At 40.6% G+C, this 23,407-nt stretch carries 23 protein-coding genes; 14 read left to right on the top strand and 9 right to left on the bottom strand.

Going from position 1 to position 23,407, the window contains the following annotated elements:
* The first annotated feature begins 205 nt into the window (after positions 1–205).
* From ADU24_RS05740 to ADU24_RS05750, 3 genes are all read left to right on the top strand, one after another.
* Positions 206–640, top strand: a complete 435-nt coding sequence (locus tag ADU24_RS05740; protein WP_053365727.1) for a hypothetical protein — start codon at positions 206–208, stop codon at positions 638–640.
* A gap of 155 nt (positions 641–795) precedes the next feature.
* On the top strand, positions 796–1,425 hold the full coding sequence (locus ADU24_RS05745; RefSeq protein ID WP_053365728.1) for a histidine phosphatase family protein: 630 nt from the start codon (positions 796–798) through the stop codon (positions 1,423–1,425).
* 5 nt (positions 1,426–1,430) lie between these two features.
* Complete coding sequence (locus ADU24_RS05750; RefSeq protein ID WP_053365729.1) at positions 1,431–1,877, top strand: NUDIX domain-containing protein; 447 nt, start codon at positions 1,431–1,433, stop codon at positions 1,875–1,877.
* A gap of 183 nt (positions 1,878–2,060) precedes the next feature.
* Here the strand turns inward: ADU24_RS05750 and ADU24_RS05755 are convergent, their stop codons facing one another.
* Entirely contained in the window at positions 2,061–3,347 is a 1,287-nt protein-coding gene (locus tag ADU24_RS05755; RefSeq protein ID WP_053365730.1) for an NCS2 family permease, read from the bottom strand.
* A gap of 124 nt (positions 3,348–3,471) precedes the next feature.
* Between ADU24_RS05755 and ADU24_RS05760 the strand changes: the two genes are divergently transcribed.
* The 3 genes from ADU24_RS05760 to ADU24_RS05770 all read left to right on the top strand — a co-directional run bounded on the left by ADU24_RS05760 (position 3,472) and on the right by ADU24_RS05770 (position 6,181).
* Positions 3,472–4,347: a LysR family transcriptional regulator gene (locus tag ADU24_RS05760; RefSeq protein ID WP_053365731.1), complete on the top strand. Its 876-nt coding sequence runs from the start codon at positions 3,472–3,474 to the stop codon at positions 4,345–4,347.
* An 87-nt stretch (positions 4,348–4,434) separates the two neighbouring features.
* Positions 4,435–4,659, top strand: coding sequence for a hypothetical protein (locus tag ADU24_RS05765; protein WP_053365732.1), 225 nt, complete (start codon positions 4,435–4,437; stop codon positions 4,657–4,659).
* 517 nt (positions 4,660–5,176) lie between these two features.
* A complete protein-coding gene (locus ADU24_RS05770; RefSeq protein ID WP_053365733.1) occupies positions 5,177–6,181 on the top strand; it encodes a hypothetical protein in 1,005 nt (334 codons plus the stop codon).
* Positions 6,182–6,308: 127 nt separating this feature from the next.
* Here the strand turns inward: ADU24_RS05770 and ADU24_RS05775 are convergent, their stop codons facing one another.
* The 5 genes from ADU24_RS05775 to ADU24_RS05795 form a co-directional block, all read right to left on the bottom strand.
* The gene (locus ADU24_RS05775) at positions 6,309–6,668 is read right to left on the bottom strand and encodes a DUF3291 domain-containing protein (protein ID WP_053365734.1); all 360 of its coding nucleotides are present in this window, start codon (positions 6,666–6,668) and stop codon (positions 6,309–6,311) included.
* Positions 6,669–6,748: 80 nt separating this feature from the next.
* Positions 6,749–7,147, bottom strand: a complete 399-nt coding sequence (locus tag ADU24_RS05780) for a VOC family protein (RefSeq protein WP_053365735.1) — start codon at positions 7,145–7,147, stop codon at positions 6,749–6,751.
* A 383-nt stretch (positions 7,148–7,530) separates the two neighbouring features.
* Positions 7,531–8,790 carry an MFS transporter gene (locus ADU24_RS05785; RefSeq protein ID WP_053365736.1) on the bottom strand — a complete coding sequence of 420 codons (1,260 nt, stop codon included), beginning with the start codon at positions 8,788–8,790 and terminating at the stop codon, positions 7,531–7,533.
* A gap of 290 nt (positions 8,791–9,080) precedes the next feature.
* Positions 9,081–9,419 (bottom strand): NIPSNAP family protein, encoded by a 339-nt coding sequence (locus ADU24_RS05790; RefSeq protein ID WP_053365737.1) that lies wholly within the window; start codon positions 9,417–9,419, stop codon positions 9,081–9,083.
* Positions 9,420–9,448: 29 nt separating this feature from the next.
* Positions 9,449–10,228, bottom strand: a complete 780-nt coding sequence (locus ADU24_RS05795) for a DeoR/GlpR family DNA-binding transcription regulator (RefSeq protein WP_053365738.1) — start codon at positions 10,226–10,228, stop codon at positions 9,449–9,451.
* Positions 10,229–10,808: 580 nt separating this feature from the next.
* Here ADU24_RS05795 and ADU24_RS05805 point away from each other — a divergent pair.
* The 5 genes from ADU24_RS05805 to dnaB all read left to right on the top strand — a co-directional run bounded on the left by ADU24_RS05805 (position 10,809) and on the right by dnaB (position 16,748).
* Positions 10,809–12,635 (top strand): M3 family metallopeptidase, encoded by a 1,827-nt coding sequence (locus ADU24_RS05805; RefSeq protein ID WP_053365740.1) that lies wholly within the window; start codon positions 10,809–10,811, stop codon positions 12,633–12,635.
* A gap of 448 nt (positions 12,636–13,083) precedes the next feature.
* Complete coding sequence (locus ADU24_RS05810; protein ID WP_053365741.1) at positions 13,084–13,815, top strand: NAD(P)H-dependent oxidoreductase; 732 nt, start codon at positions 13,084–13,086, stop codon at positions 13,813–13,815.
* A gap of 404 nt (positions 13,816–14,219) precedes the next feature.
* On the top strand, positions 14,220–15,077 hold the full coding sequence (locus ADU24_RS05815; RefSeq protein ID WP_053365742.1) for a conserved phage C-terminal domain-containing protein: 858 nt from the start codon (positions 14,220–14,222) through the stop codon (positions 15,075–15,077).
* The gene (locus ADU24_RS05820) at positions 15,061–15,399 is read left to right on the top strand and encodes a hypothetical protein (RefSeq protein ID WP_053365743.1); all 339 of its coding nucleotides are present in this window, start codon (positions 15,061–15,063) and stop codon (positions 15,397–15,399) included. Before ADU24_RS05815 ends, ADU24_RS05820 begins: the two co-directional genes overlap by 17 nt.
* Positions 15,396–16,748 (top strand): replicative DNA helicase, encoded by a 1,353-nt coding sequence (gene dnaB, locus ADU24_RS05825; protein ID WP_231689571.1) that lies wholly within the window; start codon positions 15,396–15,398, stop codon positions 16,746–16,748. Before ADU24_RS05820 ends, dnaB begins: the two co-directional genes overlap by 4 nt.
* A 134-nt stretch (positions 16,749–16,882) precedes the next feature.
* Here dnaB and ADU24_RS05830 read toward each other — a convergent pair whose 3' ends face one another.
* Positions 16,883–17,242 (bottom strand): hypothetical protein, encoded by a 360-nt coding sequence (locus ADU24_RS05830; protein ID WP_053365744.1) that lies wholly within the window; start codon positions 17,240–17,242, stop codon positions 16,883–16,885.
* A gap of 373 nt (positions 17,243–17,615) precedes the next feature.
* Here ADU24_RS05830 and ADU24_RS05835 point away from each other — a divergent pair, with 373 nt between their 5' ends.
* From ADU24_RS05835 to ADU24_RS05850, 3 genes are all read left to right on the top strand, one after another.
* Entirely contained in the window at positions 17,616–18,245 is a 630-nt protein-coding gene (locus tag ADU24_RS05835; RefSeq protein ID WP_053365745.1) for an NAD(P)H-binding protein, read from the top strand.
* 39 nt (positions 18,246–18,284) lie between these two features.
* Positions 18,285–19,904 carry an FMN-binding glutamate synthase family protein gene (locus tag ADU24_RS05840; RefSeq protein ID WP_156324522.1) on the top strand — a complete coding sequence of 540 codons (1,620 nt, stop codon included), beginning with the start codon at positions 18,285–18,287 and terminating at the stop codon, positions 19,902–19,904.
* Positions 19,905–20,555: 651 nt separating this feature from the next.
* The gene (locus tag ADU24_RS05850) at positions 20,556–21,731 is read left to right on the top strand and encodes a NupC/NupG family nucleoside CNT transporter (protein ID WP_053365747.1); all 1,176 of its coding nucleotides are present in this window, start codon (positions 20,556–20,558) and stop codon (positions 21,729–21,731) included.
* 301 nt (positions 21,732–22,032) lie between these two features.
* Here the strand turns inward: ADU24_RS05850 and ADU24_RS05855 are convergent, their stop codons facing one another.
* On the bottom strand, positions 22,033–22,674 hold the full coding sequence (locus ADU24_RS05855) for a hypothetical protein (RefSeq protein ID WP_053365748.1): 642 nt from the start codon (positions 22,672–22,674) through the stop codon (positions 22,033–22,035).
* A 12-nt stretch (positions 22,675–22,686) separates the two neighbouring features.
* Positions 22,687–23,313, bottom strand: coding sequence for a hypothetical protein (locus ADU24_RS05860; protein WP_053365749.1), 627 nt, complete (start codon positions 23,311–23,313; stop codon positions 22,687–22,689).
* Between the last annotated feature and the right edge of the window lie 94 nt (positions 23,314–23,407).

A 23,407-nucleotide genomic window follows, 5' to 3' on the forward strand; every position in this document is an offset into this window, starting at 1 on the left:
ACCCCTTTTAGCAGAGTGACTGAAGTTATTGTCAGCGTACGAATTCGTATGCTACTTGTTATGTAATTGGTTTGTTAAAAATAGAAAGTGGGTTTTTGGATATTTATGTTAAAATTAAAGATAAAGCATATTCAAAAAAGATGCAAAAGAACTTAATAAGATGAAACATAAAATAATTCACTTCATCTTTTAAAAGGGGATATATATGATTAAAAAACTATTGTTTTTCGTACTATTTATATCTATTAACGGTGCTTGTAGCCAACAAGAAGCTGAAGGAAATCCTACTAAAACAAGCGATATAACTTTGGAAAATGTAAAATCCGTTATAACAGAGCATGAGTTTAAATTAGAAAAAGATACGGATTTATCAAGTGACAACGTTTTTATCCAAGAATTAAACGGAATTACACCTGAAGTGTATAATTTAGAAGGTAATACATTATCAATTTATGTTTTTCCTTCGGCAAGTGATAGAGGAAAAGGAATTCAAAGGTTTGAAGAGATAACAGCAACAGCAAAATTAGTAGAACATAAAGCATATGGAATAAGGAACATATTGGTGTTATATGTAAATGATGATAAAAAGATACAAAATATATTGTTTGGAGTGTTACAAAAATTAGATATTCCAGATTAAAATTTTTCTTCAAGTAACGGAGGCATTGATCCAGGAAGGATTAGGCACTTTTTTTGTTCAATTCCTTATGAAAAACAGGGGTTAGTTTAACAAGATATTCAACCTATACATACATAATTGCCAACACAAACAAACATTCAAGGGTGGGATAACAATTGCTAACTTTGTATATAACAAGACATAGTGAGACAATATGGAATACGCAAAAAAGAATGCAAGGTTGGGGTGATTCGGAATTAACCGAGAATGGGGTAAAAAACGCAGTATCATTGGGAAGTAGGCTTAAGGATATAAAATTCGATGCAATCTACTCTAGCCCAAGTGGAAGAACTGTATCAACTGCTGAGTTGGTTAAAGGTGAAAGAAAGATTCCTATCATTCTTGATGATAATTTGAAAGAAATAAATATCGGGGAATGGGAAGGTCAAACTTTTTCTGCCATACAGGTTAAGTACCCAAATGAATTTCACTCATTCTGGAATACCCCACACCTATATAGTTCATTAAATGGAGAAAGTTTTGATGAACTTAGAAATAGAGTATTAAACTTTATTAATTCTATTCAAGATAAATATAGCGAAGGAAATATTCTAATAGTTACTCATTCAGTTGTTATTAAGACATTGTTGGCGCTCTTCAAGGATTATTCCTTAGAAAAACTATGGGAACCTCCTTTTATTCAAGATACAAGTCTATCAATAGTTGAGTTTAATGGTAAAGAGAGAAACATTGTGTTAGAGGGTGATTTATCCCATCGGAATATAGAGATCCAGAAAGAGAAGTGATAGAAATGATAAGACGAGCTGTTGGTGCAATTGTTTTTCAAGGAAATAAATTTTTAATCGTAAAAAAAACCAAAATAAATACACTTGAAGGTAAACAAACTATAAAAGGGGAGTGGGATTTTATTAAAGGTGGAGTAGAAAAAAATGATAAGGATTTATACGATGCACTAATTCGTGAATTACAAGAAGAGACGGGTTCAAAAGAATATAAGGTTGTTAAAGAATTGGATGAAAAAATTCGATTTGATTTTTCAGATAAAATTAAAGTAAATATCGGATACGATAAACAGGAAACAACAATGTTTCTTGTAGAGTTTTTAGGCGATATAAACTCGCTAAGTCCAAATGATAATGAGATTAGTAACATAAAATTTATTGAAAAAGACAAACTGGTAGGCATACTCACTCACCAAGATACAAAAGATTATTTTTTGAAGTATTTAACAGTATAATAGTTGTTCAAAAACAACTATATGTGAAGTTTTTCACTTAAAATAAAGGTGCTTATCTTAAACAACGTGCTAATATCAAAAAGCTCGAAGCAATGGCTCCGAGCTTTTTACCGAACCCGTTATAAATCAGATCCCTTGCTTCATTTTTTTAGCCAGCCATCCCCAGGCCATTTTCTATTCCTTTTAAATTACATACTGTAAAACAAAATTGCTAACAAATAGAATCGCAATCGTATAAAGTACAGGGTGAATTTCCTTCCCTTTTCCCATTAGGAGCTTTAACAGTGGGTAGAGAATAAAGCCAATGGCCATTCCATCCGCAATGCTATACGTCAATGGAATCAATACAATAATTAATAGTGCCGGAATGCTCTCTGCAAAGTCATCCATTGGGATATGAACAATGTTTTGCAACATAAGAAGTCCAATTAAAATAAGAATCGGTGAAACCGCACTGGCAGGAACGATTTTAATCACTGGTATAAACAAGATCGAAATAAGGAACATAAATCCAGTCACAATGCTCGTTAACCCAGTTCTTCCGCCAGCTGTCATGCCTGCCGCGGCTTCCACTGAGGCTACTGTGGGACTCGTACCGAAGATTCCGGATGATAAAACTGAAACAGCTGTAGCCTGAAGAGATTTTTTGCTGCTCTCAGGACGGTTTAGCATTTTTGTATGTCCATGTATCAAGCCAATATTTTCAAACACAATGACCATTGCAAAAGAGACGGATGTTAGCCAGAAAATGATATTTCCCGCTTTTGCCCAGGATATTTGACCAAACAGGCCAATGTATTCATGAAAGGATGGTAATGAAAGGGAAATGCCCTTTATGGAAGCCCCTCCAAACCAAATAGTCAAAATCGACGTAATGGCTATACTTATCAGCAGATTTCCTGGAACATTTTTAACAAATAATAAAATCGTAATAATCAAGCCAACAAATGTTATGAGGACTGTGGGGCTGCTTAAATCTCCAATTGCCAGCAGCGTGTGTTCTGATTTCGTAATAAGGCCGGCATTTTCAAAGCCGATTAAAATCAATAAGATCCCAATTCCGATGGTTATGGCTTCTTTTAATGAATTAGGAATAGAGGCAGTAATGATTTTCGCTGTTGGTGTAAAGGCAATAACAACAAAAATCAGACCTGAAACAAATACCATAGCCAGTGCTTCCTGCCAAGTAAATCCCCCGGACTGAACAATTGTATAAGTAAACATTGCATTAAGACCCATACCCGGAATGAGAATATTTGGGGTATTACTCCATAATCCGACGACTAAACAACCGAAAAAACTGGTTAAGATCGTTGCAATAATTCCTGCCTCCATCGGAATTCCTGCCTGCGCCAAAATCATCGCATTTACAATAATAATGTAGGCCACAGTTATATATGAGATAAGACCCGCAGATATTTCTTTCCCAATAGATGTATCATATTGTTTAAATTTAAAAAAACACTCCATACGTATCACCTTCCTGCTGTCACTTTCAAATGAACATGAGAGTAATCATAGCATGGAGCGAATTATTTTAAAAATATATAATAAGAATAGAAACTATACGTTTTTTAAATAGAAGGAGAAGTCTATGGACATTAAACAATTACGGTATTTCATAGCAATTGCTGAGGAAAAGAACTTAACAGCTGCGGCCGCACGGCTCCATATGACACAGCCGCCATTAAGTATTCAGTTGAAACAATTGGAAAATGAGCTCGGGGTTAAATTGTTCGAACGAAGCGGCAAAAGCATGGAATTAACCGATAAAGGAACCGTACTCTATACAAGGGCCCTCAATTTATTGAACAGCCTGGCAGAAATTAAACATGAAATCCGGGAAACCGAGGAAGGTAAAAAAGGGGAATTAACTTTAGGGATAAATACCTTATCTCTTTCGGGATTGTCGGATATCATCCAGGCTTTCCACAAAAAGTATCCGCTTGTTTCGTTAAAAATTGTGCAAAATGACTCGTTTTATTTGGCGGAAATGGTAAAAGCGAGGACAATTGAAATTGCGTTTGTTCGCCTGCCCCTTGAACAGCGTGGTTTTACTTACCAGCATATAAAAAATGAGCCATTTTACTTTGTAACAAATAAGGAAACCAACGCTCTATCAATAGAAGAAATGTCGCATATTCCTCTGATTATTCCCAGTACGGAGGGGTTGGGAATTTATAATACAATTCTTGAGGCATTCACTAAAGAAAACCTTCAGCTCAAACATATTGCGGAGTGTTCTGATATGAAATTGTTAATGGAATTGGTTAAGGGGGGGATGGGATCAACGATTATTCCGGAATCTGTTTTGGATGTTTATGGAATCGATAGCCTTTACACAATACCAATTCAAAATCCAAATATGGCCTCTTCAATAGGAGTTATTTGGCTGGAAAATCATTATGTATCTGCGCCCGCAAAGAATTTCATGTATCTAATAAATGAATACATGAAACGAGATAATTAACTTCAGAAAAATACAATATAAGTTTTCAGAAAAATTTGTTATTATTTTACTTAGAAGGATGTGTTTTCTACATAAGGAGGGATATACATGACTGGGACGATTGCAGTTATTATGATATTTGGCATACCCATTTTAGGCATTATTACTAGCCATATCGAAAAGCAGTCAAAAATACAAGCCAGTATGGTGAAAGACCAACTGGAACTGGAAAAGCTCAAACACGAAAACTATATGCTCGAGACGGAAAAAATGAGGCTCGAGCTTGAAAAATCGTTGTTGAGCAATCCAAAAGATGAGACTAAGTTCATATAATTGAACCTCGGTACTTTACCTTATAGGATGCAACAGTTGAGATTCAGAACCGGATTTGCGATAGATTCTCCAAATATATCAACTTTCAACGATTGGGCGTTATTGTTGAAGGCCATTTGTCTAATTCCTAGTAAAAATGCGGAGGAATTAGACATTTTTTTATCCCTGCGTTTTTGGGTCATTTCAACTATTTTGGGCTTATTTCAAAATAGGCCCTTAGAAAAAGAGCGATCCTAATTGAAATTTTTATTTGCTTCATACGTATATTTATATAGGTTGAAATAAATAATTACACTATCAATTTGAAATGTAAGTTGATTGGAGCGGAGGGCGCTGACTCCGGCGGGATGCAGCGGCAAGGTGGAGACCCCACAGGCGCTCGCGCCGAGGAGGCTCCACTGACGCCCCGCGGAAAGCGTGTGCCCGGAGTGGAAATCAACAGCAAGTTTAGATTAGCCAATACAATTTTTGATTCAACCTATATAGCAAGAAATATTTATAAAAGGATGTGGGTATAGTGGGACTTAAAAGGAAAAAAGGGCTTATGATCCTGATTTTATCTTTCATTCTTTTAGCTTGTGAATCTGAAGCAGATGAACCGAATACAAAAAAAATTAATAATATTGGTAAGAAACAAAATAGTAAACTAGAAGAAAAGCCTCGGTTAAGATGCAAGCCGTGTATATGGTCCCCTGATGAATGGGGCGGGCAATCGGATCAGGCTTTTCCCGAGGAAGGACAATTCTGGGCAACCGATAAACCAAGAGAATTAGAAAGGGCTGCTTTTGGGCAGTTAAAACACATCCCTCTAAATATTAATGTATCTATAAAACAGGTTAAAGTTGATACTGAACTTCCAAACATACCAAAAGAGCTCCCTGTTTATATGCAAGGCAGCTACCCATCACATCATAAAGAACTCCTTAAATCTTTTACCCAATATCACGAAGTTCTGGATTATCATCCGTCCTATTCAGGGATATACTTTGCAGGCATGGATCCACTTACTGAAAAAATTGATGATCCTCAAAAACATGATATCGAAAATAAAGCGAAAGACGTTCTTGGAAAATTATTAATGCCTGATTCACACCCATCAACAGTTCAACACAAAGACGGGAGCTGGACGGTTACTTTTTTTCGATATATTAATGGGTACAAGGTGTATGTAGACAAACCAATAAGAATCCGTTTTGATAATAAAGGAAGAGTTACTTCAATCGAAGGAAGAAGAAGGCCAATCATTGAGGAAAGTTATTATCCAACACGTTCACCAAATGAAGCAATAGAGGAATTAAAAAAGGAAAAATGGCTTCACTTGTATATATATGAATACGGTGTTCCTGAATTCGATGGCAATGTAGGCGAATTTGTAATAACACATATAGAAATAGCCTATCATGAACAACACCCCGATGCACCAAGACAAGTAATGCAGCCTTATTATGTTTTTAAAAATAAAGAAGGGCAGGCGCTGTATGTACCTGCAATTGCAGATCCATATGTAGAGGCGGTGAATTGAAATAGGCAGTCGATACTGCTTATAGCAGCAAACCAGTTGGGTGCTTTTTGTTTTAGGAAAAATAAAATAGCCCAGTTTACGCATGAAACTAAGCTATCCCCTGAATTGAATTGCATTTTGGAGTATCCTAAAGGACTGCACCCTTTCGTGACTCAATTCTGCCAAATTTCTTATGTAACCTGTCTTTACATTCATTCCAAGAAGGAATACTTTCTGCTTCCCAATTTACTAATTCTAACTTATCAGCGATATTTCGTGATATTTTCATTGCTTTTAAATGACTGCCATTATTTCTATAGACCATCATATGCTCCTTGCTTTCCCATACTGTCAAAGTCCAGTACGTGTCCCATCCTTCTTTATTAAAAGAAGAAAATACTAATCCCTCGGCTTTTCTTGACTGCATAATTGATTTAATTGTATGAAGGAAAAAACTGGGCAACTTTCGTTTCCCTTTTAAATGCAACCTAGTAACTGAAATAAACATATCGCATTCGTCCTCTCACATAAATCCTATAATTTTACTGGCAATGCAAGCGGTTGGTAAGCCATTATTCATTACAGATGTTATACTCCATCATTTCCTACTATGGTTCTAATTCTCTCATTTTTCTCCTTTTCACTAATGTACTCAAAGAAACCAAGCCGGTTTCCCCAAGGATCAGTAAATGTAGCCCATTTAACAGGTACTTCTTCCCTGGAGCAGATTTCAAACGAATCGACATCTAATTCCTTCATCATCCTATTCCGTTCAATTTCAATTGAAGAAACGCCCAGACGTAATGGGCCACTACCTTCTGATGGCGTCCCTTCGGCGACCTGTAACCAGCAGCCGGGAAGTAGTTCCCATTCGGCAAAACCTGCGTGAGGAGTATAATCAGGTTCTTTATTAAGTAATGTTGTATACCACTTTCTCCCTTTTTCAAAATCAATAACGCGAACTTGATACGTCATCTCATAGATCATTTCGTTCCCCTCCTGTAATAAATAGCCTCGTTATTAGAATATTAACAAAAAATTGCGAATTTGACTGTCCCTTGATGTGCTAACTCCGTTTTTTGTCCGCTTTTCTCTCGCTCCCAATGAACTGGTTTTCTTTAAGCTATTTTTACATGTTTTCAATAAAAGGTTAAAATTGGTTCCTTACACTATACGTTTAGTTTCAAAAACTATAGGAAGAAGGAGATAATAATGAAAAAGCGAACAATTCTAAATTAAGTTTAATATAATAAATACAATACATACAGTACATTGGATTTTGCTTAATAGAATGCCTTTTTTCTACCGTCCGAAATAATACCTTTTCAATAATAAAGCCTTTTCAATATTAATTGAAAAGGCTTTATTATTTATTTTAGTGTAATAATTGGTGAAAATATTGTTACTATACCTAGTGAAAATAAATAAATGAAGCTAATTAAAAAGATATAACTACCATCTATATATTCAATTGTCCATCCTGCGAGAATAAATGATATCGGAACAATTAATTTTAAAGCCATCGAAGTAGTTCCTGCGACTCTTCCTAACAATTCATTGGGGGTTTCCTCTTGTCTTATAGTCTTATAATGAATTAATAACTGGGATAAACTAAAATCGGCTAACAGTCGCCCGAATGCCAGCATTATCCAAGTATTTGAAATAAAAAAAATAAAACTACTCACGCACATAATAAAAATAAAAACAATAAATAATGATCCACGATTATAATATTTAATAGATTTTTTAACAAATAATGCACCAAGTAGACCACCAAGAGCTCCGAAAGAGGAAACTAAAGCTAACTCAGAAATACTTATCTTTAAATTATCTAAGGCGTAAAATATAAAAATAGCACTTGTCATAGAATTAGCTAGATTAACACTTAAGACAATCAAACTGGCTAATTTTATAGTCTTACTTGATAAAACTGCAATCCATCCCTCTTTAATATCAAAGAGGATCCCTTTTTCCCTTTTAACCTTATTTTGTGTTATTAATTGTATGTTTGTAGGTAGACGTAAATTTATGACAAAACAAAAAAGGATAGATAATCCTACCAAAGTTATAATGAGGCTATAATTGACTCCTAATTTAAGCATTATTAAACTAGCTAGTGTTGGACCAATTATATTTAAAAATGTACTCATAAAAGTCTTTGCGGAATTTGCTTGTGTAAGCTGTGTTTTTTCTATTATCAGTGGTAAAATCGCATGTGAGGTGTTACCAAATGTATACTTACTTAGATATAAAGCGAAACCAATTATGTAAAATAAATAAATACTTATTAGTGAATTAATTATTAGAAACATTAATAAAGAAATAACCAATATTTGTATAGAAATAGTCATAATCATTATTTTTTTTCTATTAACTCTGTCGACTAAAACACCTATGAACATCCCTAACAGTATAGTAGGTAAAATTTCAACTGCTCTCATAGTACTCATCGCTAATGAAGAGTTTGTTAGGTTATAAATATATATTGGTAACATAAAAGAGTATACATGAAAAGTTAAATTGCCTACGTTTGAACCTATAAACAAAAACACAAAGTCTTTGTTAGACCAAATAGATTTTGCTTTGGTATTACAATATGCTTGTAATTTTTCTTCCACAATGGGTTTCATGATCGCCCACCTTCATTTCATAACAGATTTTATCCGTAAAGACCTACTAACCTGTCTAACTTTCATGGGCTGGTAAAGGTCTATGACTAATTTTTTAGCTAAACGGGCGTTTTGAGAACAAACATCTATATACTCTTAATCCAAATGTTTTAATGGTTTTTTTACCTGATTTGCTCAATAAGGAGATTAGTAAAGGCCTTAATCCTTCTTTGATTAAAGCCTCCTATTTGCCGTCTATGAATCACAAAAATAAGCGATTCATCAAATTCTTACCAGCTTAAAGATTTCGTTTATTGTAAAGTCAAAAATAACTGTTCATTTCGTACCTTCAAAATATACTTTTTATAAACGTACTCTCTACCACCATTTTTTTTATACCAAAGGTTTACACGATCAACGTGTTTTTGATCACCTCTAACCCTGGCTTCTATTTCTTTATACTTCTCTAAACTGTCATACTCCCAAATAGCGAAAATTTCAGTGGTTTTCTTATCATTAGGTGCCATCCATCTTCCTATTAAAAGAGCACCATTTTTAATCTGATTAGGTAGATTAGTTTCATTAAAATGTTTATTGAAAGTTTCAACAAATTCATTTTCTACAATGTAAAATTTCCTTCTATAAAACAAATTTCTCGCCTGCCTCGGATTATTTTTTTCTATAAGAGATTAAATTCACTTTTTGCTACTAGAATTTCAGTACCTTGGCTTTTTATTAAATTTATATTTTCTTCCGTTGTTTCTTCATCAGTAATTATTTTGTTTAATTTATCGAGTGGATACATTCTTGAAAACATATCTACTCCAAATTTTATATGCTCAATTAAAGCAATAATCATTCTTGAGTTATCAAATACAGTTTTATGAAAAATTGATACTTCTGGTGTAGCTGTGCTTAATCCTTTTGATGAAAGTGCCCCAGCAGTTGCAAAACATAAATCGAAAGTAAATTGCCGAACGAATTCATTAGCTAAATGATCTGTTATATTCCCTGAACTCTTTACAAATCCACCAATTAAATACAGCTGTACGTTTTCTAAATCCCTTAAATAATAAGCAACTTCAACGGAATTGGTTACAACGGTATATGCAAAATCTTTCGGAAGGTATTTCAACATTACATAATGAATTGCAGCTCCCCCAATAAAAACGGTTTGGTTTTCTTTTATGAAAGTGACGGCTAACTTTGCAATAGCATTTTGATAAACGCTTCCTTCACCGTAGCGTATTGACCGAGGTTGAGGCATATTTCTAACATTTTTAATAGGAATCGCTCCACCATGCGTTCTCTTCAAAAGACCTTGTTCTTCCATAATAGATAAGTCTCGTCTTATAGAATCAATTGACATTTCAAATTTACTTGCTAAATCCTTTGCCAATACACGACCGTTTTCATTTAACATCTTTAATATCAATTGCCTTCTCTCGTCCGAAAACAAATTAATCACCTCTATAATTAAATTGGTATGATATTCCACATTATTTCACTTTTATTCCGTTATTGTCAATAAATTTTGCGTTTTTATTCTTGTTTATTAATGAATATTAAGGGTTTACCTACTGTAATACAAATATTATTTACAAATATAGGGGTTTTTCGAAATTAATCTACAAAGAACGGAACGAAAAGGGATGGAACCGCTACATGGCCAACCCAAGATTGAAGGAAATGTCTGAATGGCCCGGTCTGAAAAAAATTTCCTAAATCTATATGGTCACCAAGTGCACGAAGGATCCAAACTCCAATTTTTAAAGACAATTCTAAAATGCTTGGAAAAGCAGAATTTCAAGGAAAACGAGGAGGGGGCGGGTTTAGCACTACGCAATGCATGCGTGTTTATCCAATTCATCTTGCCCGAAAAAAGCTTAGAACTTCTGACAAGAAGTATGAAAAGCTAAGAGACAAAGAGGGGGAACCATTCGGAGTCTCTTTTTATTTGAGAAAATTAATCTGTCTTCGGTCCATAAATAATGCTATTATCAGAATATTATGTACTCAATAAAAAAGGGGAGTTTACAATGAGTGTGATTACGCGTAAGGATGTACCAGTGGAAGAAACATGGGATCTGACACCGATTTTTGCCAACGATGAAGAATGGGAAAAAGCCTACATTCAGGTTGAGGAAGACCTGGACAGGATGCTCCACCACAACGCCGACCTGGAAAGTGCGAAAAACACCCTGGATTTAATCCGAAAATACGACAGCTTAATGGAAAGGTTTAGCAGGGTATCGAGCTACGCTTTTTATAAATACTCCGAGGATGGAACAGATCCAGAGAATCAACACCGGCTCGGGCGCTCGCAAAATTTGGGCAAAAAATCCTATAACCTCAGTACGGTGATCGTCAACCAGCTCCTTCAGTTGCCGAAAGCTACCGTGCAAACGTACATGGAAGAAGAAAGTGGCCTCCATGCATTTCACCGCTTCCTTGAGAAAATCGATAACCTGCGCGACCACTCATTAAAGCCGGAAATGGAAGATTTGCTGTCTTCCCTCGGCCGCACCCTAAACGCACCAAATTCGATCTACTTAACGATCACCGCTTCCGACCTCAAGTTCGAAACGGTAAAAGATAAGGATGGAAAAGACGTGCCGGTTTCGCTTTTCATGTACATGACCCAGGTTGAAACATCACCGGATACTGTGCTGCGGCGGAATGCGTATCAGTCGCTATCAAATGGTTTGAAAAAATATCAGCATGGCCTCGTCCAAACGCTGACGAACGAAATACATAAAAATGTCGCGATTGCGAAATTGCGCCAGTATCCAACGACGATGGATTACCTGCTCCACTATGACTCGCCGGCGGACAATAATTTTTATGCTGGTGATGGCATTCCGTGCGACTATTTCGAGGATGTGCTCGACACATTCCAGAAGGAGCTTGCCCCGCATATGCAAAGGTATGCCCGCTTGAGGAAACGCCAGCTCGGCCTCGACAAGCTCCTCTTCTCGGATGTCAAAGCGCCGCTCGACCCGGATTTTGATCCGCCAATCAGCTACGAAGAAGCAGGGGAAATCATTGTGGAGGCTGTCGGGGTGCTTGGGCCTGAATACCAGGACCTCATGCGGAAGGTGTTCGCGGATCGCTGGGTATACCGTGGTGATAACGTGGGGCGAAGGATGATCGCATTCGGAGGCGGCGTCCATGGCGTTCATGGCTATTCATTTTACCCGTGGGGCGGCAATCTGTTCGATGTGATCCTTCTTGGCCACGAACTCGGCCACGCCATCCATCTCACGCTTGCCTCGCAAAACCAGAAATTCATCAACAATGGTGGGTCTCTGTTATTCATCGAGGCGCCGTCCACCTTAGTCGAACATTTAATTGTCCAGTACCTTCGTGAAAACCGAGATGACCCAAGGCTGCACCGCTGGCTCAATATGTACTTGATGATGAGCTACCACCATAATTGCGTCACCCATATCCTTGAGGCCGAACTGCTGAGAAGGCTGTACAAAATGGCAGACAAGGAGATTCCCTTGACGACAAGCATCATCAGCGACACGAAAGGCGCGATTTTATCAGAGTTCTGGGGAGACACCGTCGAAATCGACGAAGGCGCGAAACTGACGTGGATGCGCCAGCCGCATTATTACATGGGCCTGTATCCGTTCACCTATTCGATCGGCACATCCGCCTCCACCGTCATCGCGGAACGCATCAAGGAGGATGGGGTATCCGTCGGCGAGCAGTGGACAGATGTCCTAAAGCGCGGAGGCACACTGGGCGGCTTCGACCTGTACAAAATGGCCGGCCTCGATATGACCACAACCGACGTCATCAAGCAAGCCATCGCCCATATAGGTAACATCGTTGATGAGCTGGAAAACAGTTTTTAACCATCTTTTTTTAAAAAAAGGGCACACGGCCGGCGGTGAAATGGAAGCATAGCCAATTCAATATCGCCATGCACAGTAATTCAGTTTGCACCAAAAAGTGAAACCAATTCGGCACGCTGCTGTCCGAGAGAATCTCACAGAATACTGCAGGATAGAGTACTCGACCCGGTTGAAGGCCAGCCGGGTTCCTTTTTCGGTGTTACGCTGCAGGCGCCGGATTTCATAATTTCTATGGCCATTGAAATAAACAATTACAACATTTGTGAAATTCCACCCCCGACAGCCTATTATTAAGTCAAAGAGGAAAGTCGCAGCTTTTTGTCGAATCTCTTATGATACAAAAATTAGCGTGAACGGCCTCGCTAAAGGCAAGCACAACTGATGGGAAACAGGTAGCGGAATGGTGCCGTGTACCACGCCAGTTTTCAAAAAAGCAGGAGGAGAACAATTGAATATACTTATTGTGTACGCCCATCCAGAACCGAATTCCCTGAACGGTTATTTAAAAAACCTAGCAGTGGAAACACTTTCAACAGCAGGGCATGAGGTCATGGTATCCGACCTTTATGAAAAAAACTTTAAAGCAGTCGCGGACCGACATGATTTCACGGAGCTGTATAATCCCAAAAAACTGAATTATATAGTTGAACAATATCACGCTTCGAAAAACAGGACGTTTACAAAAGATATTCTCGAAGAACAGGACCATCTTCTTTGGGCGGATATCGTAATCTTTCAATTCCCGATTTGGTGGACAGAGTCCCCCGCGATTCTAAAAGGGTGGTTTGACAGGGTTTTGGCCTATAACTTCGCTTATGGGCCCGGGCATTATGATCAGGGGAACCTGCGGGGGAAAAAGGCGATGCTATCCATTACCCACGGCGCATCCAGTTTAGCGAATTACGGGAACGATGGCTTAAAAGGAGATTTAGACGAGAGGCTGTTTAATATTCAGCATGAAAAATTATTCTTTTGCGGAATGGACGTTATCAAGCCGTTTATTTTCCACTCAACAGCGAAGGACGATGTGAAAACGGACTTATTTAATGCCTATCGGCAGAGGCTGTTGAATATTTCGAATGAACCCGTCATTCCTTTCCATCCATTGGCGCATTATGAAAATGGGCAATTAAAGGATGAATACAAAACATCCATGCAGCCAGAACTCAAAATGTTCTAAGGTGAATAGTTACACAAAAACGCAAGGCATCTTTCATCGCCTTGCGTTTTTGTGTGAAGACGATTCCGGCTGAAGAGCTCAAATGAAACTCTTGCATCTGTTGTGTTTTTTTACATGGGCGAGATTTGACTCCCTCCCAAATCTAAATCTACTAGCGCTTAGGGTCAGGCTGAAACTTTGTGCGATTTCAATCTGGCCCGTTGTTACCAAAGATTACTACAAAGATTTCTTCAGGATATTTATATATAAACCTCGGCTAAATGACAGCCGGGTTATTTTTCGTCCATTTTTTTTTTCTTGACCATGTCCTTTTTTGCATCGAATCACTATATAAAGGGTGGAAGGTCAGATAAAACAATTTGGAAAAAGCATCGACTACAAAGTTGAAAACGGAGGTCTTTTGCATGAGCAAATTATTAATCCAGGAACAGCCACTAATGGTCATTCGGTCGTTGGCGATGAAAATCGGGCTGAATGAAGCGATTGTCTTGCAGCAAGTCCATTATTGGCTCACCAAAAATGTCCATATCATCGATGGCCGCAGCTGGGTTTACAACACGTACAAGGAATGGCAGGAGCAAATTCCTTTCTGGTCGGAGAGCACAATCAAACGAGTGTTTAAAACGCTTGAGGAATTAGGTCTTATCAAAACCGGCAACTTCAACAAGTATAAGATGGACCAGACGAAATGGTACACGATTGACTATGAAAAACTGAAGGAGTTCGAGATTGAAGAGGTTTTCACCGCGCTAGCTGATGGCCAAGCGAAGCCAGCAAATACTGCGGACTTGTCCATACCAGGAAAAGCTGCCAAAGAATCAATGCCGTTAAATGCCACGAACCCGTATGTACCGATAGAAGCCACGAACACATTCATGCCGGGAAAAMCCCCGAACGCGTCTGTGCCGATAAAAACAGCGGCTACGCCTGAGCCTGCCGTAGAGGAGGAACAGGAACCAGCAGAGAAGATTCCGGTTGCCGAAGTCGTGCAGTACCTGAATGAAAAGACCTATTCGTCTTTTAAAACTGAAAACAGCAGGACGCACAAGCTTATCACCGCCCGCTGGAAAGAGGGATTCCGGCTTGATGATTTTAAAAAAGTCATCGACAAAAAAGCGGCTGACTGGCTCGATCACCCGAAGTGGAGCCGCTACCTGAGGCCCCAGACGCTTTTCGGGACGAAGTTTGAATCGTATTTGAACCAAAAGCCCGCCAGAAAGAGGTTTTGGGAGGGGGATTTCCGTTTTGATGACGAAACGTGAGGTATTAACCATTTTACGGATGATCGAAAGCTATTATGATCAATTTGTTATTGATGAGGAGAAAGTCGACAATTGGCACATGGTTTTGAAAGAGAGTACGTTTGGGCACTGCGAGCAGCGCGTCCTGCAGCATGCAGCCATTTCCCCTTATCCGCCAAAAATTTGTGATTTCGCCCTTCACACTGCTGGGCGGGCAATTCCAACAAGTGCGGAAACGCTTGAGGTGATTTGGCAACCGGAAAGAACGGCAAGCGAAGAGGTTGTACAATTACACTTGGCAAGGATAAGGGAGCTCCTTGGAATAGAAAGAGGGAAACGATGATGGACGGAACCTTGAACAGCTGGAAAACTGGCGATGGACGGCTTTTTAACCAGGAGGCGGAGGAGGCATTTGTTGGCTCGTTCTTCCTGGATGGCGGGTTGATGCAAGAGTGCACAGTCAATCCAAATCAGCTGTACACGTATAAAATGAGGCGTATTTTCTCGGTTATTCAGCGCCTGTATGAAAAGGGCAAGCCGGTCGATGTCATTTCCGTCACGGAGGAAGCCGGCCCGCAGGAGCTTGAGAACATTGGCGGAATCAGTTTTATCACCGATCTCGCCGTAAGCGTCCCGACAACAGCGAATTTCCACTTTTATCAGGATACAGTCAAGGCTTACTTCCAAAAGCGCCAGACGATTGCGATTGCCGGGAAAATTAGGGACAAGGTATTTTATGAAGATATTCACGATGTCCTCATTGATGGGATTAAGCAGCTAAAACAGATTGAAGACATGCAGGGGGACGAAGATGTTGGGGAAATCCGCGACGGGCTTGTTGATTTGTATACCGATTGCGGGAAGGATTTGGGCGAAGTAACAGGGGTTCCATCCGGGTTCAAGAAGCTGGACAGGCTGACTGGCGGCTTTCAGGAATCCGACCTCGTCGTCATCGGCGCAAGACCGAGTATGGGAAAAACCGCTTTTGCCCTGAACATTGCGCTGAACGCTGCGAACCAGGACGTGACCGCTGTTTTCTCACTCGAAATGTCAAAAAAGCAGCTCTTGAAGCGGGCCGCCAGCTGTATAGGGAACATCAGCAGCGTGAAAATGAGGAATCCGAAGCACTACTTCAATCAGGAGGACTGGAACCAGCTCAATTTTGCAATGGGGGTACTGGCCAGCTTGAACATGCGGATCTTCGACAAAGCCGGGATGGACATCAGCTATATTTGGTCAAAGGTCCGGCAGCTGCGGAAGGAGGTTGGAGGGGGAAAGCGGATCCTCGTCGTGGTCGACTACCTGCAGCTGATCGGCGGAAACGTCCGGCAAAACCAGAATCGCCAGGCAGAAATAAGCGAAATCAGCCGGTCGCTCAAGCAGATGGCCCGGGAAACGAACGTCGTCATCATCGCCCTCTCCCAGCTCAGCCGCGGTGTAGAAAGCCGCCACGACAAACGCCCCATGCTCTCCGACTTGCGCGAGAGCGGACAGATTGAACAGGATGCCGATGTGATTGCGTTTCTGTACCGGGAGGAGTATTACGGGAAAAAGAAGGAGGAGGGGGCTTTGGATTTGGGGATGGATCAACTAAATGGGCAGCTGGTTGAGGTCATTGTCGCCAAACAGCGGAATGGTCCGATTGGGACGGTGGAATTGGGGTTTTTGATGGAGGTGGGGCGGTTTGGGTGAAGGAGCAGGGAGAGGCATTTGAAGTCAGCTCTATAAATATTGCAAAAACGCAAGGAGTCCCGAGTCCTTGCGTTTATTATTGTATTTAACAAAATTATGCAACAATCTAATCTTAAAAGTATTTTCTTCTTTAATTATAATAGGCTTTTCTTGTATTCTTTTTCTCTTCTTGCCTCATGTTGAGTTTTCCAATTGTTTGGTTTAGTTACTCCACTTTTTCTGGGTAATTTCCCAAAGAAGTGAAATGTGCTTTTCAAATAATAATCAAACGGAAATGTTACCCCGGCCAAAAGATTATCAAAATAAACGAGTCTTTCCGCAATCCCATTCTCACTACGTCCATCGAGTAAAGGAACTGTGTTGATTAGTCCTTTTGCAAATCCCCTAGTTAATCGTTCAGTTTCTTTCGGTGATGCTCCTTCAATTCTCCGTCGATACTCATCCATAACTTCCAAAAAGACATGATTTTGTTCATCGGTGTAAGTGGTAGCCATATAAATTCCTCCATTTCTTTTTATAAAAAAATAAAAATCTTACATCCATCTATCCACCGCATATTTAAGTTTATTAATAAAAAGTTTTCATATGTTAAATGTCTTGGAAGGAAAACATTTACCTTTAACTTACGAACGAGGAAGTATGGATTTGGAAGAAGAAAACGGTTCCCTTCCTTTTATTAAGTTTACAACCAAGTATTGGTGGAAAAGTCCAATGTGAGCACGGAATTGTTCTAAATTGTTGTTGATGATCGCAGAAATGCCGAGCAGATGTATTGAAACTAGAAGGGAGTAGAGGAGAGTCAGGCCAACGAAATAAAGAAAGTGAACATTCTCCACTTCACCCAATCAAACCATGAGGAGGAATAGGATGCGAGTTCTTGTAATCGGGACGGAAGATTTGACAGGGGAGCATGTGGTTAAGCTGCTTGCGGAGAAGCAGCATGAACCAGTTGCTTTGGCAGGCTCGGAAAACCAGGAGGAAGGATTGAAAAAACTCGGCGCGAGCGAGGTAATAAAGACGGATGATAATTATTTTTCCGTTGCTTTCAAAAACTGTGACGCGGTGATTTATTTAGGCGGCGCAAGTCCGCGGACCGGCGAGAGCAAACCCATCCTCATCGACCATCAGCTCGTTCTCGTTTCGATCAAGTCAGCCAAGGAGCATGGGGTCAAACGCTTTTTGCTGCTGAGCGCCTTGCGGGACCACGAAACAGACACGAGCGGGTCCGGTACAACCGGTGCGAAACAGATGCCGGAAGAGCTGTTGAGGCAAGAGGGGCTTACCTATACGATCATCAGGCCTAGTGAACCGGTGGACAAGCCTGGGAAGGGGAAAGTGGAAGTTGCGGAAACCTTCGCCACGGAAAAAGGGGAGATTCCGAAAGAAGATCTCGCCTCGGTGCTCGTCGAGGTACTGGAAACGGAACACGTATTTAACAAAACCATCACGGTGACTTCAGGCGAAACGCCGATTCAGCAGGCTTTGACAGAATTATAGACCCGTAGGAAAAACAATTTTCGAACGAAGGGTGATACGATGACGGAGATGAGAAAGATCCTTCCTGCAATTATAAAAGGGACCGCCGTTCTTGGAGCTGCAGCGGCAGCCGCATACGTGTACCGGAAAGACGATACACAAAAGCAGCACTCCATTCTAAGGAATTTCCCGATAGTCGGCCGAATCAGGTACATCACCGAGCAAATCGGCCCCGAGCTCAGGCAGTATTTGTTCCAGAATAACCTTGAAGGCACGCCTTTCCCTCGGAAGGAGTTCGAGGATATCGTCAAAGCGGGCAAATACAAAGAACGGCTGATCGGCTTCGGTTCGGAACGCGATTTTACCAAAAGCGGCTATTATATAAGAAACAGCATGTTCCCCCTGCAGAGGGAGGAACTGCGGATCGATAACAGCCGGAAAATCAATACAATGGTCTACAAAGTCGATGAGGAAGGCCTGATCACCCGGAGGGAACATCGGGAGGAAAAGCAGGTCGACCCGTATTACCTCCATGATGGCGATGCGGTAATACTCGGCGCGGATACATGCAGGAAACCGTTCAAGGTAAAGGGGCTTGTCGGGCAGTCGGCGATGAGTTACGGCGCGCTCGGCAAACATGCCATCACCGCGCTTTCAAAAGGCCTTGCTATTGCAGGCGGGACGTGGATGAATACCGGGGAAGGCGGGCTTTCCGACTATCATCTGGCAGGGAACCCCGATATCATCATGCAGATTGGCCCCGGGCTGTTTGGCGTCCGGACGCCGGGCGGTGAGTTTTCCTGGGAAGAATTCAAGCGGAAAAGTGAAATCGAGCAAGTCAAGGCGTTCGAATTAAAGCTTGCCCAGGGCGCGAAAATCCGAGGCGGCCACCTTGAAGGCTCGAAGGTAACCGAGGAAATCGCACGCATCCGCCTAGTCGAGCCTGGCAAAACGATCAACAGCCCAAACCGGTTCTATGAATTCAGCAACTATCACGAACTGTTTGATTTTATCGAGCGGCTAAGGGATGTCGGCGGAAAGCCCGTTGGCATGAAGATTGTTGTCGGGGACCTGGATTCGCTTGAAGAGATGGCTTCGATTATGAAGGAGACTGGAATGGGCCCTGATTTTATAACCGTTGATGGTGGGGAAGGAGGTACCGGCGCCACCTACCAGGAGCTTGCCGATGCGGTCGGGCTGCCAATCCAATCGGCTCTGCCTGTCGTTGATGAAATGTTGAAAAAGTATGGGGTGAGGGGCAGGGTGAAACTAATTGCCTCCGGGAAGCTAATTACGCCCGACAAAATCGCGATTGCACTCGCCATGGGCGCCGACCTCGTCAACATCGCACGCGGTTTCATGATCAGCGTCGGCTGCATTATGGCCGGCAGGTGCCACACGAACAGCTGCCCAGCTGGAGTCGCGACGACAGATCCGAAGCTTCAGGACGGGCTTGTCATTGAAGAAAAAATGTACCGCGTTGCCAACTATGTCATCTCGCTGCGCGAAGGCCTGTTCAATCTCGCAGCCGCGGCGGGCATCGATACCCCGGTGAAATTTGAGCGGAAGCACATCGTCTACAAGGATGAATGGGGAAGGGTAGCGTCCGTCGGCGACATCATCCTCACGCCAGAGAAAGTTGAGGAAATCAGGGACAAGGAAAGAGCGGCAAAGCAATAGATGATTGGATTCCCACCTGAAAACTGTTCTTTTAGCGCGAAAAATGGGGAAAAAGGCAGCATAGCCGTCTGCCTTTTTTTCATTTAACTCTCAATCATACCCTTTTGAAAAATCAGCTTTTCAAATTGGTTCGTATTCCTTCAAATAAATTAGCAAAGACTACAAATAACATTGGCACTGACGAAGGATATTTTGACATGAGCTGTAGGCCCAGATTCATTGTAGCCCTAATTAACCAGAAATGAAAATTATTCCAGTATATTTTAAAAGTGGAAAACGGACGGGATTTTTTATAAAAAAGCGGAAGATTGGAAAATATAAACTCCAATAACCTAAACAATAAAAGAATAAGAATAGGTTAACATTCCGACTACATGGATAATACTTTGCTTTTGTGCAATTTAAGAGCGAAAGCGTTTACAAAATTTCATTCTTTTTTCCGGAAGTTGGCTTTAATCGCCCTTTTATCAGAATCGGGGAAAAAATATCTCAATTTCCAATATAAAAACTTTATTTATGTTCAAAAAAAGCTTAATAAATGTTCAAAATACATGCTATAATTATTCCGAAATAACAATGTAAATGAAAGCGTTAACCCGATGGCCATCGGAAAAAAATGTTAGCAGCTTTACTAGATGGGAGATCACAACAATGTCTATCCTAATTGGAATTTTAGGGATTATTGCACTCATAGTAGTGGCCTGGCTCATGTCAAACGACAAGAAAAACATTAATTTCCGCGCAGTCGGAATCATGCTGGCTGTCCAGCTGTTCATCGCCTGGTTCATGCTCAATACGTCAATAGGAAAGAAAGTCCTGCATCACATTGTTGATGTCTTTAATAAAGTCCTTTCTTTCGGAAACGAAGGGATCGCTTTCGTATTCGGAGACCTTTCAGGTAAAAACTATTTCTTTGTTAACGTACTCATGATGATCATTTTCGTATCAGCCTTGCTATCAATTTTGACGTACCTAAGAATTTTGCCACTAGCCATTAAATACATCGGCGGCGCAGTGGCCAAAATAACAGGCCTTCCAAAAATTGAATCATTTGTAGCTGTTAACTCAATGATTTTCGGTGATACAACTGCAATCCTGTCAGTGAAATCACAGCTTCACAAACTAACGCCAAACCGTCTTTTTATCGTGGTCACATCCTCTCTGGTCGCTGTATCCTGTTCGATTTTAGGGGCTTACATGCAAATGATTCCGCCAGAGTTTGTCCTTGTAGCATTACCTATTAACGTATTCTCCGGCTTGATTCTTTCATCTATGGTTTGCCCAGTGTCGAAAGAGGAAGACGAAGAAATCGATATTAAAGAAATGATCCCTGAGAAATCACTGTTCGAGGCAATCGGGAACGGTGCATTAATCGGAGGAAAAACGGCACTGATTGTCGGCGCATTGCTCATTACGTACATTGGCTTGCTCGCGATGATCAACTATGCTTTAGAAAGCCTGGTAGGCATGACATTCCAGGAAATTATCGGGTATGTCTTTGCCCCAGTCGCTTACATGATGGGAATTCCAGCATCCGAGATTCTCAGGTCAGGATCCATCATGGGAACAAAAGTAGCTGCCAATGAATTCGTGGCCATGCTTGATTTCATGAAAATCATCCCTGAGATGTCCCCGAAAACTGTCGGGATTGTCTCAGCATTCCTAGTCTCTTTCGCCAACTTCTCATCTGTCGGAATTGTCCTCGGAACAGTACAAGCCATCAACGAAAAACAAGCAAGCCAACTAGCAAAAGTGTTCTTAAAAGTATTGTTAGTCGCAACACTCGGCTCAGTCCTAACTGGTACAATCGTTGGATTGTTCCTCTAATAAATGAAGAAATTCAACCCCCATCGGCAGTATTGCTGAAGGGGGTTTTTTATTTTTGTAAAAAGCCAGCCTATTCGGCTGGCGGCAACGCACAAAGCCGACATCCCACATTTCAAACGCACAACATGCAGGAGTTTCCACACAAAAGAAAAAGGGGGCCGCCAAAAGAGTCGTCGCTAAATGCTTATTTGAAAACGGTTATTTCAGTCAATAACAACTGTAATTTTTTAATAAAACAAGCCATTAAACAGAAAACCCCGCTCAAAAAGGAGCAGGGTTTTGGCATTTTATATTAGGATTTTTATTGAAGGTTAAAGAAAACCTGGCCGCCCATCATATCTTCATATCGAAGTTGAGCTTTTTCACCCGTTTTAACAAGCCCGGAAATGTAGCCTTCTTTCTCATTGCCTACATACATTTCAAAGCTAAAGTCAGGGTCAGCTGAACCAATGATATCACCGCTGTAAATATCCCCGCTTTCACTCACCATATCAAAATTGAAAATGCCGTCGATGTTAAAAGAAAGGTCCTCGGTTTCGGATTCCAAAAACTTCACTTTCGTTTTTGCAAGTACCCATTCATATCCTTCAGGAGCCGGTTCATTGAATTCGTTCATTTTTTTCAATTGTTCATACGCCTGGTCACCACGAACCACTTCAAAGACAGTCAAATCAAATTTGATTTTAAAAGCGTCGCCGTCATCATTGTATAATTCATCATCGACCGTTGCAGTCTTTTGGAAAGGGATAGGATTGGATCGGGAACCTAGTTTGGATTCCTTTTTCTCCTCTTTTGGTGTTTCCTTTTGTTCTTGGCCAGAATTATTGCTGGTGTCTTCCTTTACAGCTACATCTTTTGTGCCAGTTCCGCACGCTGCCAGAACAGAAATTGCCAGGAGCGCCATAACGAAAAGGCCGGAAAATTTCTTGAAAGTGTTTGTCATAGTTGTTCTCTCCTATTCGCTCTGGGTATCATCCATATCATCGGGATATACAATGGTTTCGAAGATTTCACCAGTGGCTTCGTCTTTGGTGTTAATCGTAACCTTCGTATTTTCTTCGTTTTCACCATTATAAAGCTGATAAATCATCCCGGACATACCCAGCCCAAATAGGCCAAAACCATCCATACTGTTATCATAAGCGGCTTTGTCCACAGTTACTGTGAATTCTTTGAAAGAATCATTATGAGTGATTTCTTTAAAGGAAACGAAATCACCGCTTGTTGTCATTTCGTTGACAGACTCGCTAATGCTCTTTGCAATTTCAGCCATCATTTCTTTATGTTTTGCCTTTGACATTTTATATGTAACAGAGCCATCAGCGTTCTTTGTGGCCTTCGAGATGCCCTCTTTCTTCGCATCCGCAATCACCTTGTCAATGTCTTCACCTTCAAACATTGATGCTGGAAGTGTAATTTCGACATTCAAAAGCCCTTTATCCACTTCAACAGATTTTTCTTCGGTTTTCTTTTCTGTTTGCTTATCCTGTTTTTCACTAGCTTTGCTCGTTTCTTCGTTTGAAGAGCAAGCAGCCAGGCCAAACAGCATGAGCACCAACAAGAAATAGATCATTTTTCTCATAGTTGTATTCCCCCTGGATGTGTCTATATTTCTCATACCCAAGTACATTACCATAGAGTTGGAGGGAATTCTAGGGAAAAATATTACATTCATA

This window comes from Bacillus sp. FJAT-27245 (assembly GCF_001273955.1).
Taxonomy (GTDB): Bacteria; Bacillota; Bacilli; order Bacillales; family Cytobacillaceae; genus Bacillus_D.